The sequence below is a fragment of the Streptomyces sp. WAC05292 genome (assembly GCF_003949955.1).
Taxonomy (GTDB): domain Bacteria; phylum Actinomycetota; class Actinomycetes; order Streptomycetales; family Streptomycetaceae; genus Streptomyces; species Streptomyces globosus.
Genome location: NZ_RPSE01000117.1, coordinates 1 through 15639 on the forward strand (window position 1 = coordinate 1; position 15639 = coordinate 15639).

The window sequence follows — 15639 nt, forward strand, 5'->3', positions numbered from 1 at the left end:
GAGCGGTGGGGCGGGTGTCTCGCTGGGCTTCGGGCATGCCTTTCACGAACCGGAAGGGGCGTGATCGCATTCCCGGGCCGCGGGCTCTCGGGCTCTCGGGCGGTCAGCCGGCCTGATCGGCCTGATCGGCCTGATCGGTCAGCGAGGCCAGCTCGGCGGCGAGGTTGCGGCGGGCCGGCGCCTCCCAGTGCGCGGCCCCGTACGGGGTGCGGAAGAGGCGGGGCAGGTCGAGCAGCTGCCGCAGGACGGCGGCGCGGCCGGCGCGGAAGGCGTCGTCGGGGACGAAGCCGTACTCGGCGCGCACGGCGGCGGCGTACGCGGCGTAGGCGTCGGGGTCGCCGGCGAGGACGGCCAGGTCGGCGTCGCAGAGGACCTCGCCGTTGGCGTCGCCGGGGGCGGGGTCGTGGGTGGTGGTGAGCCGGACCAGGCGGGCCACCTCGGCGGTGCGGTCCTCGGGGATGCCGAGCTCGCGGAGGGCGCGTTCGGCGAGGGCGGCGCTGCGCTCCTCGTTCTCGGAGCGGTCCGGCCGGTAGACGGCGTCGTGGAACCAGGCGGCGAGTTCGACGGCGGCCCGGTCGGCGGCGTGCGCGGCGAGTACGTCGGTCCGGGCGAGGACGTCGGCCAGGTGGGCGGTGGTGTGGTAGCGCCGCTGCGGCTCCGACCAGGCGGCGAGGAGGCGGTCGGCGTAGGGGCCGGGATCGCGGTCGGCGGGGGTGCCGGCGGAGGCGGCGGTGGCGAGCCAGCGGGAGCGGAGGCGGGCGGCGGCCGCGTCCCGTGCGGAGTCCTGTGCGGAGCCCCGCGCCGGGCCCTGGGCGGCTGCGGTGTCCGGTGCCGTGTCTGAGTCCATGCGGACATTGTGGGTGGTGGCGTGAAGGTGCTGGTGGTGGGTGGGGGTGCCCCGTACCCTTGATATTGGACTAGACCTATTTTTCCCATCAACAGTTTTCCCGAGGAGTGGGCCCAATGAGCAACCGTGCAGTCCTGGAGGTGATCGCCCTCGACGCGGAGGACGCGGTCGCGGCCCAGGCCGGTGGGGCGGACCGGCTGGAACTGGTCAGCGACATCGCCGCCGACGGGCTCACCCCCGCGCGCGAGACGTTCGCGCGGATCCGGGCCGCCGTCGACATCCCCCTGCGCGTGATGCTCCGGGCCGCCGACGGCTTCTCCGCCGGCTCCGCCGAGGACCTGGAGCGGCTCGGCGCGCAGGCGCGGGCGCTGCGCGCGGAAGGGGCGGGGGAGTTCGTCCTCGGGTTCCTGAACCCGGACGGCAGCCCCGACCTCGCCGCCGTCGAGGCGGTCGTCGCCGAGCTGGACGGCTGCCCGTGGACGTTCCACCGGGCGATCGACCGGGCCGCCGACCGGGAGCAGGCGCGGAAGGCCCTCGCGGACGTGGCGGGGCTGGACACGTATCTGACCGCGGGCTCCGCGGACGGCGTCGACGACGGGCTGGCGGTGCTCGCCGCGGAGGCCGGGCGCAGCGGTGAGCCGGGGTACGGGGCCCGGCTGATGGTCGGCGGCGGGCTGCGCCTGGAGCACCTGGAGGGGCTGCGGGAGGCCGGGGTCGACGCCTTCCACATCGGCGGCGCTGCCCGGCCGGACGGCTGGGAGCGGCCCGTCTCCGCGGCCGCCGTCGAGGCGTGGCGCACGGCGCTGGCGTAGGCGCCCGCCGAGGCTGCGGCCCCGCCGAGGCTGCGGCCCCGGGGCGGCGGGCCTCGCGGCACCGCCGAGGCGGCGGGGCAGGCCGAATCGGGGTACGGCCCCGGCCGCCGCGCCGCCGCGGCGGCGTCAGTCGGCCAGGGCGGCCGGCAGGGGCAGGGAGTGGACCGCGGTCAGGCCCGACACGGCTCGGGTGAGGCAGACGTACAGGCGGCGCAGGCCCGTCCGCTCGTCCGGCTCGCCCGCCACCACCGCGGCCGGCTCGTCCAGGACCACGTAGTCGTACTCCAGGCCCTTCGCCAGCGACGCCGGGACCAGCGTCAGCCGCGACTGCGCCGTCGTCTCCTGGCCCGGCGAGAGCCATGCCATCCCGGCCGCCTCCAGCGCCTCCGCCAGCTCGGGGATCCGGGCGTCGGCCGCGATCAGGCCGATCGACCCCTCCCGCTCCAGCGAGGCGCGGCAGGCGGCCAGCACCTCGGCCGTCTGCCGCTCCGGGTCGCCGGCCTGCGCCACCACCAGCGAGCCGGGCGTCTCGCGCACCGACGACACCGGCGCCAGCCCCGGCGAGATCGACGGCAGCAGCCGCGACGCGTACGCGATGACCTCCCGCGGCACGCGGAAGCCCGCCGTCAGCTCCTCGACCTGCGCGTCCGGCTTGCCCAGGTGGGCCAGCGCCTCCGCCCAGCCGCGGGTCGCCCACGGCGTGGTGCCCTGCGCCAGGTCGCCGAGGACGGTCGCCGAGCCGGTCGTGCAGCGCCGGCCCACCGCCCGGTACTGCATGGGCGACAGGTCCTGCGCCTCGTCGAGGACGACGTGGCCGAGCGACGGGGTGCGCTCCACCAGGTCGGCGGCCTCGTCGATCAGGACCAGGTCCGCCGGCGACCACTTCGCCGACCGCACGCTGCGCGGCGGCTTCTCCCACAGCAGCAGCCGCTGCTCGTCCGCGGTGAGGACCCCCTCCGCGTGCGCGGCGAGGAACTCCGCGTCGGACAGCAGCCGCAGCACCAGCTTCGCCGGGTCGACCGCAGGCCAGACCGCCTTGACGGCCGCCTTCACCGCCGGGTTCCGGGCCACCGCGTCCTGGACGCGGTCGTCGGGCGCCTCGCCCGCCTGCTCCATCCTCACCAGCACCGTGTGCGCGATCCGCTGCGGCAGCGCGTCGCGGGCGGCCCCGTAGCGCATGTCGCGGGCGAGGAGCTCGGAGACGATCTCCTGGAGTTCGTACGCAGGAACCCGCCACCGGCGCGAGCCGCGGACGACGACCAGCGGCTCTGACGGCTCGGACACGTGCGAGCGGACCGCCCGCCGCAGCACCTCGGCCATCCGGGCGTCGCCCTTGACGACGGCCGTCGCCGCCGCGTCGGCCCCGCGCACCTCCAGGCCGTCGCGGGCCACCAGGTCGTCGACGGTGGCCTGCTTGACCTCCAGCTCGCCGAGCGCAGGCAGGACCTGCTCGATGTACTGCAGGAAGGAGCGGTTCGGGCCGACGACGAGGGTGCCGGTGCGGGCGAGCCGCTCCCGGTGCGCGTACAGCAGGTAGGCGACGCGGTGCAGGCCGACGGCGGTCTTGCCCGTGCCGGGCCCGCCCTGCACGCACACGGATCCCGCGAGCCCGGAGCGGACGATCTCGTCCTGCTCCGGCTGGATCGTGGCCACGATGTCGCGCATCGGGCCGACGCGGGGCCGCTCGATCTCCTGCTGGAGCAGGCGGCTGACGGTCGCCGCCTCGGCCGGGTCGGACAGGCGCTCGTCCTCGTACGCGGTCAGCTCGCCGCCCGTGTAGCCGAAGCGGCGGCGCAGGGCGACGTCCTGCGGGTCGGCCTTGGACGCCCGGTAGAACGGCTGGGAGACCGGTGCGCGCCAGTCGATCACCATGGGGTCGCCCTCCGCGTCGTGGACGTGGCGGCGGCCGATGTAGAACTGCTCGCCCTCCCCGCCCTCGGCGAGGTCCGCGCCGGGTGCGTGGAGGTAGTCGAGGCGGCCGAAGAAGAGCGGTGTGTGCGCGAGGTCGGCGAGCGCCTTGATGCGGTCGTCGATCTGCGCCTGGAGGACGAGGGCGTTGACCCAGTTCGCGGTGACGTCGCGGATGTCGAGGGCCTCCACGTCGGCGCGCATGGCGCGCAGGGCGGCGCGGGAGGCGGCGAGGTGCGCCTGTTCGCGGGCCAGGGGATTCACGGCGTCGGCCGCGTCGGCCGCGTCGGGCGTCTCGGGCGCGTCGGGCGCGTCGGGCACATCGGTTTCTTCCGGCGCGTGGGTTGCGGGTGCGGCGGACTCGGGGGCGTGCGCGGGCACGGCAGGGCCTCCAGCTGCTGGTCTGCGGAGTTCGGGTGCGTCGGCGTGCGACGCGGGTGCCCGCCGGTTTCCGTGCGGCGGGCGCTCTCCCCGGTGGGGCTGCGGGAGGCGGCGGAAGCGGAGATTGTAATCAGCGCCCCGCGGCCGCGCGAACGGAATTCGCCGTCCGGGCGGGCCGGCTGCGGGCTCCCCCGTACGGGTCCCCTACCTCGGAGTGTCAGACCTGCGGGTGGGGCCCGCGGTCCGGCATGGGACGTCAGGAGGAGGCCGGAGCCCGTGCGGTTCAGCCCCGGGAGCGATGCGCGCCCGGCCCCCGGGAACGCACCATGGAGACATGAGCACCGCAACCTTCTCCCCGGTCCACGGGGGCCGCCCGAGCGGCGCCACCGCAGCCACTTCCGGCCCCCACCGCCACCTCATAGGCAACGCGCTGCGCGCCGTCAAGGTGTTCGCCGCCGCTGCCGTGAGCGTCGTCGTCATGGGCGAGTTCGCCGAGGACGCGGGCGTGGCCCGCCGCTGACGCGGCGGCCCGCCCCCGCTTTCCCGGCGGCCTGCCCGGCCGTCCTCGACGGCCGGATTCCGGCGGGCCTCCCGCGTTGATCCACTAGGGTCACGCGCGTGACCCCCCGCGCCCCTTCCCGCCCCGCCCCGGCAGCCCTGGCCGGCGTGCTGGTCACGGCTCCACTCCTCGCCCTCGGCGTCCTGTGCGTCCTGCTGCGGGTCCCCGCAGCGGACTCGCTCGTCGCCGGCCTCGCCGACGGGCCGTCCGCCGCCGAGTGGCGCCCGCCCGCCGCCTATCCGCCGTTCGCCGCGATCATGTTCACCCCGGCGGCCTGGCTGCCGACCGGCATCCTCAAGGCCGTCCTCGTCCTCGGCAACGCGGGGCTGCTCGCGCTGCTCGTGCTGCTGTCCTGCCGCCTCACAGGGCTGCGGCCCGGGCCGGCCGGCGTGCTGGCGGCGACCACCGCCGGGCTGTGGGTGGAGCCGCTGTTCCAGAGCCTGCTGCCCGGCCAGGTCAACCTGGCGCTGGCCTGCCTGGTCGTGTGGGACCTCGGCCGGCCGGGCGGTGCGCTCGGCAAGGGCTTCGGTGTCGGCACCGCCGCCGGGATCACCCTGGCGCCGGCGGTGTTCGTCCCGTACCTGCTGCTGACCGGGCGGGTCAGGGCCGGGCTGACCGCGCTCGCGGCCTTCGCCGGGACGGCACTGCTCGGACTGCTCGTCCTGCCCGAGGAGTCCGCCGCGTTCTGGGCCCGTCTCGCCGCCGCCGGCCCGGACCTGCTGCCGTACTGGCCGCAGCTGTGGGTGTGGGCCGTCCCGGCCCTCGCCTGCGCAGCCCGCGCAGGCCTCCCCGCCGCAGGCGCGCCCCTGCCGGTCGGCGGGACCGGGCCGGCCGAGCCGGTCCGCCGGGCCGGGGTGCCTCGGCCGACCTGCCGCGGCCAGCGGTGGGGGCAGCCGGCCCGATGACGAAGGGCCGTCCCGGCCGCGACGGGCCGCTCGCGGTCGGGCGCGTGCCCGAATGCGCGGCGCGGGCAGGCGCGGGACACGCGCCGGGCGGCCGCCGGTGCGCCCGGGCGCGTGGCCGGGTCAGCTCTCCGCCAGCAGGTCGTCGGCGTCCACGATGCGGTAGGCGTAGCCCTGCTCGGCCAGGAAGCGCTGCCGGTGCGCGGCGAAGTCCTGGTCGATCGTGTCGCGGGCGACGACCGAGTAGAAGCGGGCCTCGTGCCCGTCCGCCTTCGGCCGCAGCACCCGGCCGAGGCGCTGTGCCTCCTCCTGCCGGGAGCCGAACGTTCCCGACACCTGGATGGCGACGGTCGCCTCGGGCAGGTCGATGGAGAAGTTCGCGACCTTCGACACCACCAGGACGCTGATCTCGCCCTCGCGGAACGCGTCGAACAGCTTCTCCCGCTGCGCGTTCGAGGTCTCGCCCTTGATGACGGGTGCGTCGAGGTGCTCGCCGAGCTCGTCGAGCTGGTCGATGTACTGCCCGATGACGAGGGTCTGCTCGCCGCGGTGCTTGCGGACCAGCGCCTCGGTGACCTTCCGCTTCGTCGCCGTCGTCGCGCAGAAGCGGTATTTCTCCTCCGTCTCGGCGGTCGCGTACGCGAGGCGCTCCGACTCGGTCAGGTTCACGCGGACCTCGACGCAGTCGGCGGGGGCGATGTAGCCCTGCGCCTCGATCTCCTTCCACGGGGCGTCGAACCGCTTCGGCCCGATCAGCGAGAACACGTCGGACTCGCGGCCGTCCTCGCGGACGAGCGTGGCAGTCAGGCCGAGCCGGCGGCGGGCCTGGAGGTCGGCGGTGAACTTGAACACCGGAGCGGGCAGCAGGTGCACCTCGTCGTAGAGGATGAGGCCCCAGTCCCGGGAGTCGAACAGCTCCAGGTGCGGGTAGACGCCCTTCCGCTTGGTCGTCAGGACCTGGTAGGTGGCGATGGTGACCGGCCGGATCTCCTTGCGGGTGCCCGAGTACTCGCCGATCTCGTCTTCGGTCAGGGTGGTGCGCCGGACCAGTTCGTGCTTCCACTGGCGGGCCGAGACGGTGTTGGTGACCAGGATCAGCGTCGTCGCCTTGGCCTTGGCCATCGCCCCGGCGCCGACGAGCGTCTTGCCCGCGCCGCACGGCAGGACGACGACACCGGAGCCGCCGTGCCAGAACCCCTCGACGGCCTGCTGCTGGTAGGGGCGCAGCGCCCAGCCGTCCTCCTCCAGCTCGATCGGGTGCGCCTCGCCGTCGACGTAGCCGGCGAGGTCCTCGGCGGGCCAGCCGAGCTTGAGCAGCGTCTGCTTGATCTGCCCGCGCTCGGAGGGGTGCACGGCGACGGTGTCGGGGTCGATGCGGGCGCCGACCAGCGGGGTGACCCGCTTGGACCGCAGGATCTCCTCCAGCACGGGCCGGTCGGTGGTGGTGAGCACCAGCCCGTGCACGGGGTGCTTGGACAGGGTGAGCCGGCCGTAGCGCGCCATGGTCTCGGCGACGTCGACGAGCAGGGCGTGCGGGACGGGGTAGCGGGAGTACTCGACGAGCGCGTCGACGACCTGCTCGGCGTCGTGCCCGGCGGCCCGCGCGTTCCACAGGCCGAGCGGTGTGATCCGGTAGGTGTGGATGTGCTCGGGGGCCCGCTCCAGTTCGGCGAACGGGGCGATGGCGCGGCGCGCGGCCCCGGCGAGCTCGTGGTCGACCTCAAGCAGGAGTGTCTTGTCGCTCTGGACGATCAGGCAGGACACACATACCTCCGGAAGTAGGATCGTCCCGTGACAGACAGCACACCCGCCTTGGCTCGGGCGTTGCCCCGTGCCAGACGCTCAAAAGGCGTCTCGGCAAGTGCGCCGGGAATGCGCGCTGCCATCTACGTACGACTTTCACGCGAAACAGAAGAGTCTACCTCGCCAGAGCGCCAGCGGGCTGCCTGCGAGGCGTTGTGCCAGGCCAGAGGCTGGAACGTCGTTGCAGTAGAAGAAGACATCGACGTGTCCGGATATTCCCGGGGGCTGGACCGCCCGGGGCTGCAACGGGTCCTCTCCCGCCTCGCAGAGTTCGACGTCATCGTCTTCTTCAAGATCGACCGACTGGCCCGTTCCACGGTGGACTTCGCCGAGATCATGAAGGTCACGCAGAACGCGAGCGTGGCTCTGGCGTCGGCGAGCGAACCGCTGGACCTCACGTCGTCCATGGGCCGCGCCATGGCGAAGGTGATCGCTGTCTTCGCGGAACTGGAGTCGGACACCATAGGCATGCGCGTCTCCAGCGCCCACGAACACCTGCGCCGGGAAGGCCGCTACACGGGCGGCAGAGTGCCGTACGGGTACCGGGTGGTCCCGAACCCCGACGGGGCGGGGAAGGTCCTGGAGATCAACCCTGAGGAAGCCGAGACCATCCACGGGATCGTGGAACGAGTCCTCAACAAGGACTCCCTCCTCAAGATCGCATCGGACCTCACCGCGTCGGACAAGCCGTCACCCGGCCACTCGTCCCGCCAGACCACGGGCAAGCGCAGCGATTCGAAGCAGTGGTACACGTCCACGCTGCGCAGTCTGCTCACCAACCCCCAGTTGCTGGGGCAAGTCATCGAGGACGGCAAACCGATCCTGATGACGGACGGCCTCCCGCTGGTGAACCGCACGCCGATCCTGGACATGGACACCTGGCAGGCGTTGCAGGACGAGTTGGGCCGGCGGGCCAACCCCGGTGACCGGCGACGGGAAGGTACGTCGCTGCTGCGGGGGATCGTCTACTGCGCGGTGTGCCGGACGCGCATGTACACGTACATCGCCAAGGGGCGGACCCGGTACCGCTGCATCGGCCGGTTGAAGGCGCGGCAGGCGGGCGTGGAGAGCACCTGTTACGGCGTGAGCATCGCCGGTGAGGGCATGGAGCAGCACGTCACGGAGCTGTTCCTCAAGAAGTTCGGAGCGTTCCCCGTGGTGCGAATGGTGGAGCACGCGGGGGAGGACTTCCGTCCGCAGATCCGGCAGGCCCGGGAGGCGCTGGAAGATCTGGAAAGGGACCGCTACGACCGTGGCCTCTTCAAGGGCGAGGAGGGTGCGGCACGGTATGCGGCGCAGTACGCCAAGCTGGAGGAGCGGTTGGCGTCGCTGAACGAGAAGCAGCGCACCGCCAAGCCTGCGGGCATCGAGGCGGTCCCGACGGGCCGCACCCACGGTCAGATGTGGAAGGACGCCGACACGGCGGGCAAGCGGGACCTCCTGCTGAACGCCGGGGCGTACGTCGAAGTCGGCATGTCCCGCAAGGGCGGCCCGAGGCTCGACACGTCCCGCCTGGCGGTCCACTTCGGCGAGGACGGCGAGATCCGTCGCGCGGACGCTGACGGCAAGGACGTCGAAGAGGTCGTCCAACGCGCAGTGGCCCGGGACCTCGAACTGTTCTGAGTCCGCCTGAGCGTTGTTCGCGGCCCGTCGCTGGGGAAACCCGGTGGCGGGCCGTTCGGCGTTCCTGTGAGCGTGTGTGGCGTGCGGTGCCGGGCACTGTCAGCCGGTCCGCCTACGGTCGTGAGGGGGTGACGGTGTGACGAATGACGATGTTGGGCATCGTTCCAACTTCTTCTCTGTGTAGTTTTTGTTTTTTACTTCTCTCTCTTCACCTAAACAGTGTGTGACCTGGTGTTTTGATGCTTAACTGACTCACTCTCTGGATGGTGTTCGGGTCACCTTTGGTCACCTGAGAGGGTCCTCGATCGCTTCGCGATCTCCGGACAGCGGGGAGAAAAAGTCTTGAGTGGTTGCAGATCAGGGGGTTTCGGAGCCTTGGGAAAGTACATAGACGACGCGAAGGCGCGTAGCGCCCTTGAAGCCGCAGCACAGCACGCAGACAGGGCAGGTCAACCCGTGCCGTTCGTGTGGAGCGGTGCTCAGTGGACCACCCCGGCCGGTGAGTGGCGGGACTGGCCGCTGGTCCGCCGGGGGATGGGCGAGTGGCTGCGCTCGCTGCATAAGGCGGTGGACGCGGAGGCGGATGCGTCAAACGAGAAACGTCGGAGCGCATTGCGGCAATCCATGGGCGAGGCGCGATACAGGGCGGAGGATGCACAGAGCGACGAGGAGCAAGAGCACCACTACGCCGAGGTGGCCAGGCTGATTCAGGAGCTGGAGTCTCTCCCCGCGCCGGCCCGCCTCGCACCTGACGTCGTCCGGGACATCGGCACCGTGGCGTCCGAAGTGGAGTCCGCATCCGACGGTCGCGCCACGCAGCTCCTTTCGCTGGCCTCCCAGTTCGACGCGTTCCGTGCTCCGCTGAACGACCCAGCTACGTGGGTCCGGAGGCTGGGGACGGCACCGCACAACGTCCACGTCCGCACGGCGGTCGTGTGGGAGGCGTTCTGTGCGGCGGAGCCGGTGCTCGCCCGGAACCTGGGCACGACGACAGGGAAGCGCGCTCTCTTCGCCGCCATGGACAAGCGCTTCGGTACGCGCCGGAAGCTGGCTGGCTACGAGGGTTGGCGGGGTGCCGTGGTTCCCGGGGTGAACCCCAGGGAGTAGCGCCCATCGCACACCTGGATCTGCCTGACCGTACAGGCAAGTGGAGAGGGGGATTTCCAGCATCGAGTTCGGACGCGCGGGTTAGTTGTCTTCCTCGCGGTCACGGCAAGAGTCTTGCACCAGCACCCATGCGCCGAGGGACAGTGCTCCGAGGAGAGCGACCGAAACGGTGGAGACGACCACCAGTTGGACGCGCTCTGAGACGTTCTGCGCCTTCAAGTGCACCTTGCCGCAGTCAAGTTTGAAGTTGCCGCCCGAGGCGGATGCCGCGTTGGGAGCGCTCATGCTGTCAGACATGGGGGCAGAAGACAGGGTCACGGGCCGCGCGTCAAGTTCATAGATGCCAGGGCGTTGGGATGGTCGAAAGGTGCGAGTTATCCGCGTCCCCGCATCGTATTCGCCGGCGAACGTGGGGACCGCTACCGTCTGGGCCGGGGAGAGCCGGTGGCGCAAGGTAAGGCGGAGCGTCCGCCGTTCCGACCAGGGGTACCCCCGCCCCCTCCCCACGGCCGAGCGGCAGGGAGGGGAAACTCCCCAATGGCTCATTGGGGAGTTCCCGTGGAGCCCTGCGGCCCCAGGGGGCGTCCCCTCCTGAGGCGACTGGTCGACCGTTAGGTGGCTGGCTCTGGCGGGGTGTACGGGTCTGGTGGATGTTGCCGTGTGTCACCGGCTGCGGCTATCTCAGAAACGATGGCTTGTGAGACGGCTGGGAGGGGGTGCTTCGACCTCGCGAACAGTGTTCCAAAACCCGTCTCAGAACTCCCTGAAACTCCTTGAGGTTTTGAGACGGGTTCTGCGACGATGGGTGCATGACGACGACCGCAGGACACCTGATCGGATACGCCCGAGTCTCCACCCACGACCAGGAAGCGCAGTTGCAGCACGACGCGCTGACGGTGGCCGGTTGCGTCCGGATCTTCACGGACAAGGCGAGCGGCAAGAACACCGACCGCCCGGAGTTGACGGCAGCTCTGGACTACCTGCGCCCGGGCGACACCCTGTGTGTCTGGAAGCTGGACCGGTTCGCCCGGTCGCTGATCGATCTCGTGACTCTCGTGGACTCGCTCGCTGCCCGTGGTGTCGGCTTCAAGGTGCTGACGGGTGCGCTGGCCAGCATCGACCCGAACACGCCTGACGGGCGGCTCATGCTTCAAGTGGTGGGAGCTATGGCGGAGTTCGAGCGCAGCCTGATCAAGGACCGCACCCGTGCCGGACTGGACGCTGCCCGCGCTCAAGGACGTACGGGTGGACGCCCGGCGGTCATGGACGCGGACAAGCTCGCTGCGGCCAAGGTCCGCCGTGCCAAGGGGGAGGGCGTCACGGCCATCGCCAAGGCCCTCGGGGTCTCCCGTGCCACGCTGTACCGGGCCCTGGGCGCCGACAAGTAGCCAGCACCGCCCCGAGAGACCGTCTGCCCTGTGGTGGACGGTCTTTCTCGCGTGCTGCCGGGGGAGGGGAGGGCGCGTCCAAAGTTCAACCGGCGTGACCCCTGGCGATCCCGGCCCAGGCTCGACATGCGCGCCCTGGGTGCAGCCCCGTTTTTTGCGTCATTCTTGGCTCTGACCAGCGAAAACGACTCCGTCATGGCCCGAGAACGACAGTGTGAGGAGGTGGGGGGCGGTCCCCAAGCGCCCGGTTGAGGGACCGGAGCGTGGTGGCAGTCCTGCCCGCGTACGGGTTACGGGGGCGTCGGCCGTCAGGTCTGTTCGATCTCCGCCATGAGCAAGCGAAGCGTGAGGGAGTGCTTTTCCGGCGGCAGCGCATCCAGAGCGGTCCGGGCGTAGGCGGCTCCGCCCAAGAGGTCTCCGGAGCGGGCGAGCATGAGCCCCCGGTGCATCTCAAGGTGTGTCGCGAAGCGGGGTAGCTCTGCGGGGAGTTCGCGGCGTGCTGATTCCTGGGCTTCCACTGCTCCCCGTTCGTCTCCCAGACGGGCCAGGAGGAGGGACAGGAAGACGTTCATGCGCCACCAGGGCACGGCGTAGTCGCTCGTCTGCTCGTACGACCCCGCCCTGTCGAAGATGCGCCGGCCCCGGTCCGCCAGGTGAAGCGCCGTTGCGCGGTCCCCTCGGATCGCTGCCGCGTGCGCCTTGCCCATTACGGCGTTGAGGAGTCCGAGGGAAGGCCGCTCCGATATGGCCATGGCTTGGTCGGCCAGTACGTCAGCCACCCCGAGGGACGCGCCTTCGTAGCCCAGGGCGATAGCCGCACGGCCCCGGACCCACACCCGGGCTTCGTCGTTCCCGGACTCGTCGGCAGCCGTTGCCGCCATCCGGTACCAGTGCACCGCCTTTGAGCCATCCGCGCCCGGGAACGTCTTGGCGTAGAGGGTCATCAGACGGGAGGCGACGGACCAGAGCCGGGGGTCATCGAGTTGCTGTTGCACGGTGACGAGTTCGCCGGAGACCCGGCGTTGGATGTCCGCTGCGCCCATGGACATGTACTGGGTGCCGTACGTCGTGAGCTTGGCCTCCCACTCGTCTGCTGACGGACCGCCACGCAGTCGGGCGGCGAACCCTGCGCTGATCAGATCGGAGGCGACGACAGGGGCTATGGCGGCCCCGGCCACGTCGGTAAGGAACTCGCGTCGGTCCACTTCGCCTTCAAGGACAGCTAGGGGAACGTCGAGGACGGCGGACAGCGCGGCCAGGTAGAACGGACCAGGCCTGACCTTGGAACGCTCCCAGTTGCTCACGTACTCCCGGGTCAGCGTCGTGCCGTGAACCTTGTTGATCTCCGAAGCTAACCGCCCCTGGCTCCAGCCACGAGCCGTGCGGAGATCCCGGATCAGTTCCCCGATGTCCATGCGGCCATCTTGCTACTAGGGATGCCACTAGACAGAGGGATTCCGGGGCCTGGGGGACGGTTGCCACTAGGGATCACACTAGGCCAAGCCTTCCGGCGGCGGAACGATGCCCGCACCGAGGGTGACACGGAGGTGCAGCATGGCGACGGCAGCACGACAGGAAGCGGCCCGGTCGGAGGGCCCGGAGCCTCCCGCGCATGAATGCGGGGTGTGCCGCGCGCTGGCTGCCGATCTGAAGGTGGCCGAAGCGGTCGGTAACCTGGGCGCTGCGGAGTGGTTGCGTACCGAGCTGCGCAACCACTCGCGCGGCAGGGGTGCGGCATGACCGTTCGAGCTGTCCTGCGCTACGTCCGCTACGTGATGCACCGCCATCCGTCGGCGGAGACGACCGCCACGGCACGGTGCCTGAACCCTGACTGCCAGTGGACGGCAGCGCCGACCGGGAACGCGGACGTCTGCACTGACATGTGCATTGAGCACACGGGGCGGACGGGACACATGACCTTCCTGCGGGAGTTCTCGGAAGTCGCCGTGGTGGAGCGTGTCCGGTGACCGGCCGGGCGCGGATGACGGTCCGGGTGATCAACGGAGGCTCAGCCGGCGAACCGAGGGTGTTCCGATCGGGGGAGCCGGTGCGGCCCTTGCTGCGTGATCCGGTAGACGTGGCCCGGTTCCGTCGTGAGGGCTACTGGGACGGGTTCGGGGTCGAGTTCCCGCCCTGCCCCTGCCCTGTTCACAGGGCGTCAGGGTGAGCGGCGAGGCCGAATCGACGGGGAACGCTTCCGGCTGACCGCCCCGGCGTGCTAGGTATGTGCATCGGGCTTGATCGCATGGACGATGAGAGGCCCGTTCACAGACGTCCCTTTCCGGCATCGGGTCGGCCGCCCGGACGCGGACGGCCAAACCTCCAGTCTGCCGTATCGCGGCGCGGCCCGGGGTGCGGGAATTCGGTGGCGGTTCCAACCGGGGGCGTGCCTAGGGTCGGCGCATGAGTGATCACGATTCCTTTGTGCCGGACGGGTTCGAGGTGCCGGTGGAGCTCGTCGGCGACGGGTTCCGGCTGGAGCCGCTCGGCGAGCAGCACAACGAGCGGGACCTCGCGGCGTGGAGCGGGAGCATCGGGCACGTGCGTGCCACGCCCGGGTTCGGGGACGGCGCCTGGCCGCCGCCGGAGGGCATGTCCGCCGAGCGCAACCTGGCCGATCTGGCGCGCCACGCGCGGGACTTCGCGGCCCGGACCGGGTTCACGTACAGCGTCCTGGACGGCGGCGACGACGTCATCGGCTGCGTGTACATCTATCCGGGCCGGGAGGACCCGGACCGGGTGCACGTCAGCTCCTGGGTGCGGGCCGACCGGGCCGCGCTGGACCGGCCGCTGTACGAGGCGGTGTCCCGGTGGCTCGCGGAGGTGTGGCCGTTCGAGCCGGAGCGGATCGTGTACGCCGCCCGGTGAACGCCGCAGGGCCCGGCACGTGCGTGCCGGGCCCTGCGGGGCGCCGCGGGTGTTCAGGGGCGTGCGGCAGGGTCGAGCCGGGTCAGGTCGGGTCGGGTCGGTGGGTCAGGACTGGGTGGCCTTGCGGCGGCGGGCGCCGAGCCAGGCCGCGCCCCCGCCGGCGGCGATCAGCGCCGCGGAGAGCGCGGCGAACAGGCCGGTGCGGGAGTCGGCGCCGGTCGCGGCGAGGGAGCCGGAGGAGCCGCCGGTGGTGGTCGTCGTGGTGGTCGTGGTGGCGGCCGTCGCGGTGGCGGTGGCCGTCGTGGACGGGCTCGGCGAGGGGGAGGCGGACGCGGACGTGCTCGCCTTCGGGGTCGGCGAGGGCGACGGGGAAGCCGGGGCGGCCGCCGCCAGCTGGATCTTGGTGACGGCGGAGGCGAACGGCACCTTGTTGCCCTCGGCGTGCCCGAACTCGGCGGCCACGTCGAACTCGGTGCGCTGTGCCGGCTTCGCCTTCGGGCCCAGCTTGACCTGGAGGCGGACGGAGCGCTCGCCGGAGGCCGCGCCGAAGCCCTTGCCGGTGCGCGGCAGCTCGAAGTTGCCGCTCTCGCCCTTCAGCTGCCGCCACGTGCCGTCCACCCGCGCCCGCACCTCCAGGCCGTCGGTGTCGGCGGGCTTCGGCCCGCCGATCCTCAGGAACGTCGCGAGTTCGGTGTCGAAGGTGCCTTCACCGTCGGCGCGGTACTTCAGGTTCAGCTCACGGCAGTCGGTGTCCGTGCTGCCCTCGCAGGGAGTGGCAGGGTCGAACGCGGTGGTGAACTTCCCGGCCTTGACGGCCGGATCCGTCGTGAAGGTCAGGGAGGCGCCGCCGCCGGGCGCCAGCTCGCGGGCGTACGTGGAGGCCTCCATCTTCAGGTCGCCGTTGTTGGTGGGGTAGTCCTTGCCGAGACCGACGGTGACCTTCCAGCTGAGCTTGCCCTGCGCGGGAACCTCGAAGCCGTCGCCGATCTTCTTGCCCCGCGGGTGGAACAGGCCCTGCCAGCCGCCGTCCTGCTGTCCGACGGCCGCGTCCGTCGCCGGGGCGTCGACCGCCTCGACCTTGAAGGACACGTCCTGCGACCGGAGCCGGCTGGGGCCGGCGGGCAGGCCGTGGATCCACGGGTGGAAGGGCGCGGCCTTGTCGGAGGGGTTGGTCACCGTCAGCTCGAAGGTGCTCGCCGCTCCGCCGCGGGTGAGCGGGGTGTTCGGGACGGGCGCGCCCATCGTGATCTTCAGGGTGCCGCCGTCCGCGGCCGGGACGGCGTACGCGGCCGGCTGCATCAGCACGGTGCCGGCGACGGCGGCGACGAGTGCGGTGGCGCCCGCGGCGAGGGCGGGGCGGCGGACTGCGGTACGAGCGGACATGGCGGATCTTCCCGGGGAATCGGTTGGGGTGGGCATGCCGAGGTGCGGCGGACGCGCG

14 protein-coding genes are annotated in these 15639 nt (G+C 71.8%); 8 read left to right on the plus strand and 6 right to left on the minus strand.

Annotated elements, in window-relative coordinates; translation table 11 throughout:
• Positions 1–103 precede the first annotated feature (103 nt).
• Positions 104–847 (minus strand): hypothetical protein, encoded by a 744-nt coding sequence (locus tag EF903_RS15245; RefSeq protein WP_125543772.1) that lies wholly within the window; start codon positions 845–847, stop codon positions 104–106.
• 116 nt (positions 848–963) lie between these two features.
• On the opposite strand from EF903_RS15245, the gene EF903_RS15250 reads away from it, so the two are divergent.
• Positions 964–1659, plus strand: coding sequence for a copper homeostasis protein CutC (locus EF903_RS15250; RefSeq protein ID WP_125543773.1), 696 nt, complete (start codon positions 964–966; stop codon positions 1657–1659).
• Between the two features lie 126 nt (positions 1660–1785).
• On the opposite strand, the gene EF903_RS15255 is transcribed toward EF903_RS15250, so the two are convergent.
• On the minus strand, positions 1786–3948 hold the full coding sequence (locus EF903_RS15255; RefSeq protein ID WP_399420912.1) for a HelD family protein: 2163 nt from the start codon (positions 3946–3948) through the stop codon (positions 1786–1788).
• A 334-nt stretch (positions 3949–4282) separates the two neighbouring features.
• On the opposite strand from EF903_RS15255, the gene EF903_RS15260 reads away from it, so the two are divergent.
• Entirely contained in the window at positions 4283–4468 is a 186-nt protein-coding gene (locus EF903_RS15260) for a hypothetical protein (protein WP_114058050.1), read from the plus strand.
• 98 nt (positions 4469–4566) lie between these two features.
• Positions 4567–5412 carry a glycosyltransferase 87 family protein gene (locus tag EF903_RS15265; protein ID WP_260615361.1) on the plus strand — a complete coding sequence of 282 codons (846 nt, stop codon included), beginning with the start codon at positions 4567–4569 and terminating at the stop codon, positions 5410–5412.
• Between the two features lie 120 nt (positions 5413–5532).
• Here EF903_RS15265 and EF903_RS15270 read toward each other — a convergent pair whose 3' ends face one another.
• A complete protein-coding gene (locus EF903_RS15270; protein ID WP_125543774.1) occupies positions 5533–7173 on the minus strand; it encodes a DNA repair helicase XPB in 1641 nt (546 codons plus the stop codon).
• Positions 7174–7281: 108 nt separating this feature from the next.
• On the opposite strand from EF903_RS15270, the gene EF903_RS15275 reads away from it, so the two are divergent.
• Positions 7282–8835, plus strand: a complete 1554-nt coding sequence (locus tag EF903_RS15275) for a recombinase family protein (RefSeq protein WP_260615369.1) — start codon at positions 7282–7284, stop codon at positions 8833–8835.
• A 375-nt stretch (positions 8836–9210) separates the two neighbouring features.
• Entirely contained in the window at positions 9211–9942 is a 732-nt protein-coding gene (locus EF903_RS15280; RefSeq protein WP_125543776.1) for a hypothetical protein, read from the plus strand.
• Positions 9943–10023: 81 nt separating this feature from the next.
• On the opposite strand, the gene EF903_RS15285 is transcribed toward EF903_RS15280, so the two are convergent.
• Complete coding sequence (locus tag EF903_RS15285) at positions 10024–10239, minus strand: hypothetical protein (protein WP_125543777.1); 216 nt, start codon at positions 10237–10239, stop codon at positions 10024–10026.
• A 512-nt stretch (positions 10240–10751) separates the two neighbouring features.
• On the opposite strand from EF903_RS15285, the gene EF903_RS15290 reads away from it, so the two are divergent.
• Complete coding sequence (locus EF903_RS15290; RefSeq protein ID WP_125543778.1) at positions 10752–11330, plus strand: recombinase family protein; 579 nt, start codon at positions 10752–10754, stop codon at positions 11328–11330.
• A 308-nt stretch (positions 11331–11638) separates the two neighbouring features.
• On the opposite strand, the gene EF903_RS15295 is transcribed toward EF903_RS15290, so the two are convergent.
• Positions 11639–12745 (minus strand): helix-turn-helix domain-containing protein, encoded by a 1107-nt coding sequence (locus EF903_RS15295; RefSeq protein WP_125543779.1) that lies wholly within the window; start codon positions 12743–12745, stop codon positions 11639–11641.
• Between the two features lie 321 nt (positions 12746–13066).
• Here EF903_RS15295 and EF903_RS15300 point away from each other — a divergent pair, with 321 nt between their 5' ends.
• Complete coding sequence (locus tag EF903_RS15300; protein WP_125543780.1) at positions 13067–13297, plus strand: hypothetical protein; 231 nt, start codon at positions 13067–13069, stop codon at positions 13295–13297.
• 436 nt (positions 13298–13733) lie between these two features.
• The gene (locus tag EF903_RS15305) at positions 13734–14198 is read left to right on the plus strand and encodes an N-acetyltransferase (protein WP_125543781.1); all 465 of its coding nucleotides are present in this window, start codon (positions 13734–13736) and stop codon (positions 14196–14198) included.
• Positions 14199–14303: 105 nt separating this feature from the next.
• On the opposite strand, the gene EF903_RS15310 is transcribed toward EF903_RS15305, so the two are convergent.
• Positions 14304–15581, minus strand: coding sequence for a hypothetical protein (locus EF903_RS15310; RefSeq protein ID WP_125543782.1), 1278 nt, complete (start codon positions 15579–15581; stop codon positions 14304–14306).
• Positions 15582–15639 lie beyond the last annotated feature (58 nt).

Bases quoted from the DNA above. Each gene is read 5' to 3' on its own strand.
- EF903_RS15250 (WP_125543773.1), top strand. From the start codon at position 964: ATGAGCAACCGTGCAGTCCTGGAGGTGATCGCCCTCGACGCGGAGGAC.
- EF903_RS15310 (WP_125543782.1), bottom strand. From the start codon at position 15,581: ATGTCCGCTCGTACCGCAGTCCGCCGCCCCGCCCTCGCCGCGGGCGCC.
- EF903_RS15300 (WP_125543780.1), top strand. From the start codon at position 13,067: ATGACCGTTCGAGCTGTCCTGCGCTACGTCCGCTACGTGATGCACCGC.
- EF903_RS15295 (WP_125543779.1), bottom strand. From the start codon at position 12,745: ATGGACATCGGGGAACTGATCCGGGATCTCCGCACGGCTCGTGGCTGG.
- EF903_RS15290 (WP_125543778.1), top strand. From the start codon at position 10,752: ATGACGACGACCGCAGGACACCTGATCGGATACGCCCGAGTCTCCACC.
- EF903_RS15305 (WP_125543781.1), top strand. From the start codon at position 13,734: ATGAGTGATCACGATTCCTTTGTGCCGGACGGGTTCGAGGTGCCGGTG.
- EF903_RS15260 (WP_114058050.1), top strand. From the start codon at position 4,283: ATGAGCACCGCAACCTTCTCCCCGGTCCACGGGGGCCGCCCGAGCGGC.
- EF903_RS15245 (WP_125543772.1), bottom strand. From the start codon at position 847: ATGGACTCAGACACGGCACCGGACACCGCAGCCGCCCAGGGCCCGGCG.
- EF903_RS15285 (WP_125543777.1), bottom strand. From the start codon at position 10,239: ATGTCTGACAGCATGAGCGCTCCCAACGCGGCATCCGCCTCGGGCGGC.
- EF903_RS15275 (WP_260615369.1), top strand. From the start codon at position 7,282: ATGCGCGCTGCCATCTACGTACGACTTTCACGCGAAACAGAAGAGTCT.